The organism is Novosphingobium sp. UBA1939, assembly GCF_002336885.1.
Lineage (GTDB): Bacteria > Pseudomonadota > Alphaproteobacteria > Sphingomonadales > Sphingomonadaceae > Novosphingobium.
The window spans coordinates 1-6800 of the sequence record NZ_DDFB01000061.1; the positions used below are offsets into that span (position 1 = coordinate 1).

At 67.4% G+C, this 6800-nt stretch carries 7 protein-coding genes; 3 read left to right on the top strand and 4 right to left on the bottom strand.

Going from position 1 to position 6800, the window contains the following annotated elements; genetic code table 11:
* On the top strand, nucleotides 1-504 hold a 504-nt coding region (locus B3547_RS08910), incomplete at its 5' end, for a YggS family pyridoxal phosphate-dependent enzyme (RefSeq protein ID WP_292962263.1).
* Nucleotides 505-541: 37 nt separating this feature from the next.
* Here the strand turns inward: B3547_RS08910 and B3547_RS08915 are convergent.
* The 4 genes from B3547_RS08915 to secB form a co-directional block, all read right to left on the bottom strand.
* A complete protein-coding gene (locus tag B3547_RS08915) occupies nucleotides 542-1258 on the bottom strand; it encodes a DUF4136 domain-containing protein (protein WP_124808150.1) in 717 nt (238 codons plus the stop codon).
* A 190-nt stretch (nucleotides 1259-1448) separates the two neighbouring features.
* Nucleotides 1449-2465, bottom strand: coding sequence for a tryptophan--tRNA ligase (gene trpS, locus B3547_RS08920; RefSeq protein ID WP_292962267.1), 1017 nt, complete (start codon nucleotides 2463-2465; stop codon nucleotides 1449-1451).
* A gap of 10 nt (nucleotides 2466-2475) precedes the next feature.
* Complete coding sequence (gene murJ, locus B3547_RS08925; RefSeq protein WP_292962269.1) at nucleotides 2476-4047, bottom strand: murein biosynthesis integral membrane protein MurJ; 1572 nt, start codon at nucleotides 4045-4047, stop codon at nucleotides 2476-2478.
* A 53-nt stretch (nucleotides 4048-4100) separates the two neighbouring features.
* The gene (secB, locus tag B3547_RS08930; RefSeq protein WP_124808147.1) at nucleotides 4101-4625 is read right to left on the bottom strand and encodes a protein-export chaperone SecB; all 525 of its coding nucleotides are present in this window, start codon (nucleotides 4623-4625) and stop codon (nucleotides 4101-4103) included.
* Nucleotides 4626-4895: 270 nt separating this feature from the next.
* Between secB and B3547_RS08935 the strand changes: the two genes are divergently transcribed.
* Both B3547_RS08935 and B3547_RS08940 read left to right on the top strand, forming a co-directional pair.
* On the top strand, nucleotides 4896-5576 hold the full coding sequence (locus tag B3547_RS08935; protein ID WP_125954048.1) for a Tim44/TimA family putative adaptor protein: 681 nt from the start codon (nucleotides 4896-4898) through the stop codon (nucleotides 5574-5576).
* A gap of 6 nt (nucleotides 5577-5582) precedes the next feature.
* Nucleotides 5583-6761 (top strand): murein transglycosylase A, encoded by a 1179-nt coding sequence (locus tag B3547_RS08940; RefSeq protein ID WP_292962272.1) that lies wholly within the window; start codon nucleotides 5583-5585, stop codon nucleotides 6759-6761.
* Nucleotides 6762-6800 lie beyond the last annotated feature (39 nt).

Here is a 6800-nt window from a genome sequence, read left to right on the forward strand (position 1 = left end):
GTGTTCGGCGAAAACCGGGTGCAGGAAGCGCAGGCCAAGTGGCCCGCGCTCCGCGAGGCGCATCCCGCAATCGCGCTGCATCTTGTGGGCCAGCTTCAGTCGAACAAGGCCGAGGACGCGGTGCGGCTGTTCGACTGCATCCATTCGCTTGACCGGCCAAGCCTCGTCTCCGCGCTGGCCCGGGCGATGGACAAGGTCGGCCGGCGGCTGCCCTGCTTCGTGCAGGTCAACATCGGGGAAGAGGAACAGAAGGGCGGATGCGCGATCGCGGACCTGCCGGCGCTGCTGACGGAGGCGCGGACGGCCGATCTGCCACTGGCGGGGCTGATGTGCGTGCCACCGGCCGGGATCGAGCCTGCGCCGTTCTTCGCGCTGCTCGACAAGCTGGCGGACGACCACGGCCTGTCCGGCCGCTCGATGGGCATGAGCGACGATTTCGAGACCGCGATCCTGCTGGGCGCAACGCACGTGCGCATCGGCAGCGCGCTGTTCGGCGCGCGATAGGGTGGCCCTCCCCGCGTGGGCGGGAAGGGCCGGCCGGTTACTTGACCTGCTTGACCGTCTTCTTCTCGGGCGCGACCGAGATGCGCAGCGTTTCGCCGTTGTGGCCGGGGAAATCGGTGAACATGGCTTCGACCAGGTTCGGCACCAGATAGGGCAGACGGTTCGATTGCGAGGCTGCCTCGGCCTTGCCCTCGAACAGGCGCTTGCCATCGGCGCGGCTGTCGATCTTGAGGTCGATCCCGCTGGTATAGACGGTCACCACATCGACCGAGTTGTAGCCGCCGCCCCAGAAGAACGGATCGTACCAGCCGTAACCCCAGCCGCGACGACCATAGAAACCGCCGCCACCGTAAAAGCCGCCGCGGCCCCAGAAGCCCGGGCCATAGCCGCCGTACCACGGCCCCCAGAACGGATCCGGGCCGACGCCGGTGGTGCGCACGCGATCGCGCCCCTGGTCGACGCCATAGTCGAAGTGGACGATCAGGTCGGCATTGTCGGGGCTGGCGGCAGGCACGTAGCCCACCTTCTGCAACTGCGCCGCGACCAGCGAGGCGTATTGCGAAAACTCCAGACCGCCCTGGTTGCGCGGGTTTTCGGCAACGATCGCGAACGTCTGTCCGGCCGGGGCGGGCAACTGGCTCTGGAAACGAGAGACCTTGGCGTCAAAGGTCGATGCGCAGCCTCCCAGACTGGCGAGAAGCAGCGGCACGGCAACCAAGGCAAGTCCGCGATTCCGCTTGGTATTCTTGTTCATTCAACGCGACTCCTGTGAGCGGCCCGGCTGCCCCGGTTCAGGCGGACGCACCTGTCTTAGCACGACATCCCGATAGCCGGGAGGTGCTGAATGCGCGTTGAATGGCGCCGAAACATTTCGTGACCGGCGGGAAACTTATGGTCCGAACCGGGGGCTGTTCCACCACGGGACAGCCCCCGGTTCGCACCCGTCAGCGTACCAGCCCCAGCGCCGCGTAAGCCGCCTCCAGCGTCGGCACCGCCAGCGCCCGCGCCTTTTCCGCGCCCTTGCGCAGGATGGCGTCGAGCGCCGCGCGATCCTCGCGCAGTTCGCGGTAGCGGGCCGCCATCGGCGCCAGCTTCTCGACCAGCAGTTCGCCCAGCGCCGGCTTGAACGCGCCGAAGCCCTGCCCCGCGAAATCGCGCAGGACATCGGCGGCAGTGACGCCGGCCATCGTCGCGTAGATGCCCACGAGGTTCGCCGCCTCGGCGCGCCCGGCCAGCCCTTCGACCTCGCCGGGCAGCGGTTCCGGGTCGGTCCGGGCCTTCTTCACCTTCTGCATGATCGCGTCGGCGTCATCGGTCAGGTTGATGCGGCTCATGTCCGAAGGATCGGACTTGGACATCTTGGCCGAACCATCGCGCAGGCTCATGATCCGCGCCGCTTCGGGCGGGATGATCGGTTCGGGCAGGGTGAACACCGGCGCTTCTTCCGATGCGAAGTCGTTGTTGAACTTCTGCGCCACGTCGCGCGCCAGTTCGAGGTGCTGCTTCTGGTCTTCGCCCACGGGGACGTGAGTCGCCTGGTAGAGCAGCACGTCCGCCGCCTGCAGCACCGGATAGGTGAACAGCGCCACCGATGCGCCTTCGCGGTTCTTGCCGGCCTTGTCCTTCCACTGCGTCATGCGGTTCAGCCAGCCCATGCGCGCGGTGCCGTTCAGCAGCCATTGCAGTTCGGCATGCTGGGGCACCTGCGCCTGGTTGAACAGGATCGACCGGTCCGGATCGATCCCGCAGGAAACCAGCGCGGCCACCATCTCGCGCGTATTCGAAGCGAGTTCCGCCGGGGTGTGCGGCATGGAAATGGCGTGGAGGTCGGCCAGGAAATAGAGGCAGGTCGCGCCCTTGGCGGTCCATTCGTCCTGCATCCGCACCCAGTTCCGGATCGCACCCAGGTAATTGCCGAGGTGGAGATTGCCCGTGGGCTGGATACCGGAAACGATACGCATGGAACGTGCCTTATGTGGTGCGCCTGCGCCGCAGGAGAAGCCGCAGGTCGTCCTTCGAGAATGCCCCGAGCAAGACGGTGGCGAGCCCATAGACCACGCCGCCCGCCGAAACCAGTGCGGCCAGCGCCAGGCAGCGCACGATCCACGTCCCGTGGACGTAGGGCGTCAGCGCATCCTGCGTCAGCCACAGCACCACGCCCATCGCCAGCGCCGCCAGCGCCAGCCGGGGCGCCCGCCGCCGCAGGCGCGCGTCGGCGGCGAAATGCCCGCGCGCGACCAGCGTGCGATAGAGCAGCCAGACGTTCACGGTGGACGCCAGCGCCGTCGCCAGCGGCGGCCCGATGTGCTTGAGCGGCACGATCAGCAGCAGGTTGCCAACCAGGTTCACCACCATCGACAGCGTGGCATAGCGCACCGGCGTCTTCGTATCCTGCCGGGCATAGAAGCCGGGCGTCAGCACCTTGACCAGGATGTAGCTCGGCAGGCCGATCGAGAAGGCCGCCAGCGCCTGCGCGGTGAAGTGCGTGTCCTCCGCCGTATAGCGGCCATAGCCGAACAGCGCGGCCGCGATCGGCTCGCCGCTGACCACCAGCGCGACCGTAGCCGGCAGCGTCAGCAGCAGCGCCAGCTCCATGCCCCGGTTCTGCGTTTCCATCGCCTCCGCCTCCGCGCCCGCGCCAAGCTGGCGCGAAATGGTGGGCAGCAGCACGGTGCCGAGGCCGATGCCGATCAGCCCCAGCGGCAACTGGTTCAGCCGGTCGGCCATGTAGATATAAGTGACGGACCCGTGGGCCAGCAGCGAGGCGGCCAGCGCGGTCGAGATGACGAGGTTGATCTGCACCGCGCCCGCCCCGGCGGCGGCTGGCCAGATCAGCGCCATCAGCCGCTTCACGTCCGGGTTCAGGCGCGGCAGGCGCAATCGCAGGCTGACGCCGTTCTGGCGGCAGGCCCACGCGAGCCACAGCAGCTGGAGCAGGCCCGAAACCGAAACCGCGATCGCCTGGTTGCGCGCGGTCACCAGCGGATCGTGCGAATGGAACAGAAGCAGCGCGGCGATCAGCGTCAGGTTCAGCAGGATCGGCGCGGCGGCGTTGACCCAGAACTTGTGCAGCGAATTGAGAATACCGCCGAACAAAGACACCAGGCTTATCAGCATCAGGTAGGGGATCGTGATCCGCGAAAGCTGCACCGCGAAGGCGAACTGATCGGGACTGACCCCGTTGAACCTGCCCGAAAGCAGGAACGTGACCGGCCAGGCGAACACTTCCAGCAGCACGGTCATCGCCAGCAGCACGGGCAGCAGCACCGCCAGCGCCTGTTCGGCGAAATGCAGCCCGTCCGGCAGCCCCCGCCCTTCCGGATCGCCAACCTTCTGGTTGAACATCGGGATGAACGCCGAGGCGAAGGCGCCTTCCGCGAACAGCGCGCGGAACATGTTGGGTAGGCGGAACGCGACCAGGAATGCGTCCGACGCGAAGCTGGCGCCGATATAGCGCGCGAACAGGCTGTCGCGCACCAGCCCGAGCACGCGGCTGGCGAGCGTGAGCCCGCCGATGGTGCCGGTGGCCTTGAGGAGGTTCATGGCCTTGTCATGGCCGCTTCAGGGCTCCGCCCGACCGACCGGCACGCGCCGGATCAGGCGTTGCCGACCGGATCGCCCGCGCCGGCTTCCTCGGCCTGGCGCTGCGAAAGCTGCTGGAGATAGAGCCCGTTGAAGTCGATCGGCTCCAGCATCAGCGGCGGATAGCCGGCGTCGCGCACGGCATCGGCGATGATGCGGCGGGCGAAGGGGAACAGGATGCGCGGGCCTTCCGCGTACAGGAACGGATGCGCCTGATCGTCGGGCACGTTGCGCATGCCGATCAGGCCACCATAGGACAGTTCCACCAGGAATGCGGTGCCCTGCGCGCCCTTGGACGTCACGTTGATCTTCAGTTCGATCTCATGGACGTCCTGCGCGATGCTGCGCGCGCCGATGTTGAATTCGATCTGGATATCCGGCGCGTCCGTCCACTGGTAGCTTTCCGGCGCGTTCGGGTTCTCGACCGAAAGATCCTTCACGTATTGCGAGATCAGCCCGATCGCCGGCGCGGTATCCTCGCCGTTCGGGGCCGGCTGGCCGAGGTTCAGATCGCTGATGATATTGCCTTCGTCGGCCATGTCCGTGCTTTCCTGCAAGAATTGCGGTTCTTTCCGGCGGGCGCGTAGCATCATGGCGCTGGCGCGGCAATCCGGGCCGGGACAGGGACGTTGCGAACCGCACGAAAGCGGCGTTGCAGGCGTGTGACACCTCTTTCACGAAAACGGCCGCGTGACGGAAACGGCTGGTCGTCCATATGTTGTTCATTTGTAATTCGTACCTATTTGAGGCACGATGAACCGGTGTCGGGGAGATATGGCTCCCGGCGCCCGCTTCTTGGGACAATGAGTGTGGTTGTTGAAATTGTCATTCTGGCGATGATCGCGGCTTTCCTCGGCCTCCGGCTCTATTCGGTGCTGGGGCGCCGTCCGGAACAGAACGAGGAACCGCTGCGCCGCCGTGTGGAACAGCCTGATCCGTCCAGCGCGCCGCGCACGCTGGCGCCCAAGCTGCCGGAAAAGGCGCCGGTCGCCCTCCGCCCGCAGACCGCACAACCCGTTGAGTTCACAGGATTCGACCAATCGGCAGAGGCCGGCATTCGGGCCATCATCGGCGCCGACCGCCGGTTCGATGTCGGCCTGTTCCTGGTGGGTGCGCGCGGCGCTTATGGCATGGTGCTGGAAGCGTTCTGGCGCGGCGACAAGGAAGCGCTCGGCCAGTTGTGCGACCGCGATGTATATGAAGGCTTCGCCGCTGCGATCGATGCGCGCCTCGCCGCAGGCGAAACGCTCGATTCGCGCCTGATCCGAATCGAGGAAGCGAAGATCGTTTCCGCATCGTTCGACGCACCCGTTGCCCGCATCACGGTCCGCTTCACTGCGGATATCGCGTCGGTTACCCGCAATGCCGATGGCGTGGTGGTGGCGGGCTCGCTTGATGACGCGATCGAAAGCCGCGACCTGTGGACGTTCTCGCGCGATTTGACCTCGCGCGATCCGGACTGGCTGCTCGACGAAACCGACGAGGGATAATTTCCCATGCTGCGGCGCCGCACGGCGGGCCTGCTTCTGGCACTGGCCCTGCTGAGCGGGTGCGTGCGGCTGATCCCGGGAACCACGCCTCCCCCTGTACCGCCCGTCGGCACCACCGCCGCCTCGTCCACCCTCATCCCTGGCCCCCACCCCGGATCGCTGGGCATGGACGCGGGGAGGGCGTCCGACGCGCTCGCGGCCTTCGTCACCAGTTGCCCGCGCCTTGTGGCCCGGGCCGATACAAGCGGCCTCACCCGCCCGCAGGACTGGTCGGACGCCTGCAACGCCGCCCCCGGTTGGCCCGCCGCCGACGCGCGGCGCTTTTTTGCCACGTTCTTCGAGACCGCTAAGGTCGCCGACGGATCGGCGTTCGTCACCGGCTACTACGAACCGGAAATCGCCGGGGTGCGCACGCGTCAGCCGGGATTCGACGTTCCCGTCTATAGCCTGCCGCCGGACCTTGTCCGCGCAAAGCCCGGCGATGCTCCGCCCCTGCCCGACGGGCTGCAGCCCAAGGGCCGCTATGACGAGACCGGGCGGTTCGTGCCCTATTACAGCCGCGCCGAAATCGAGGACGGCGCGCTCGCCGGCAGGGGACTGGAACTGGCCTGGGCGGCCGACCCGATCGCGTTCTTCTTCCTTCAGATTCAAGGATCGGGGCGACTGCGCGCGCCCGATGGCTCCGTCATCCGGCTGGGGTATGCCGGACAGAACGGGCTGGACTACACCGGGATCGGATCTCTGATGCGCGATCGCGGCCTGATCGGAACCGGACCGGGCCAGTACCCCGGATCGATGCAGGGCATCGTCCAGTACCTGCGCGATCATCCCGCCGAAGGCCATGCGCTGATGCGCCAGAACGCGAGCTGGATCTTCTTCCGCGAACTCACCGGCCCCGGCCCGGTCGGCGCGCTGTCCGTGCCGATCAGCGGCAGGACCACGCTCGCCGCCGATCCGGCCTTCGTCCCGCTGGGCGCGCCGGTGTGGCTCCGCACCGACCGGCCGGAAACCAACGGCCTGTGGGTGGCGCAGGATACTGGCGGCGCGATCCGGGGCGCCAACCGCTTCGACAGCTTCTGGGGTGCCGGCGCGGACGCCGCGACCATCGCCGGCGGAATGAGCGCGCATGGCGAGGCGTTGCTGCTGCTGCCGCGCGGCACGCTGGAGCGGCTGGGGCGCCGATGAAACCGCCGCGCGGCCTGTCGCCCGAAGAAGCGGCGCTCT

Excerpts from the sequence above, each read along its gene's own strand:
- B3547_RS08915 (WP_124808150.1), bottom strand. The coding sequence starts at position 1,258 with ATGAACAAGAATACCAAGCGGAATCGCGGACTTGCCTTGGTTGCCGTG.
- trpS (WP_292962267.1), bottom strand. The coding sequence starts at position 2,465 with ATGCGTATCGTTTCCGGTATCCAGCCCACGGGCAATCTCCACCTCGGC.
- murJ (WP_292962269.1), bottom strand. The coding sequence starts at position 4,047 with ATGAACCTCCTCAAGGCCACCGGCACCATCGGCGGGCTCACGCTCGCC.
- secB (WP_124808147.1), bottom strand. The coding sequence starts at position 4,625 with ATGGCCGACGAAGGCAATATCATCAGCGATCTGAACCTCGGCCAGCCG.
- B3547_RS08940 (WP_292962272.1), top strand. The coding sequence starts at position 5,583 with ATGCTGCGGCGCCGCACGGCGGGCCTGCTTCTGGCACTGGCCCTGCTG.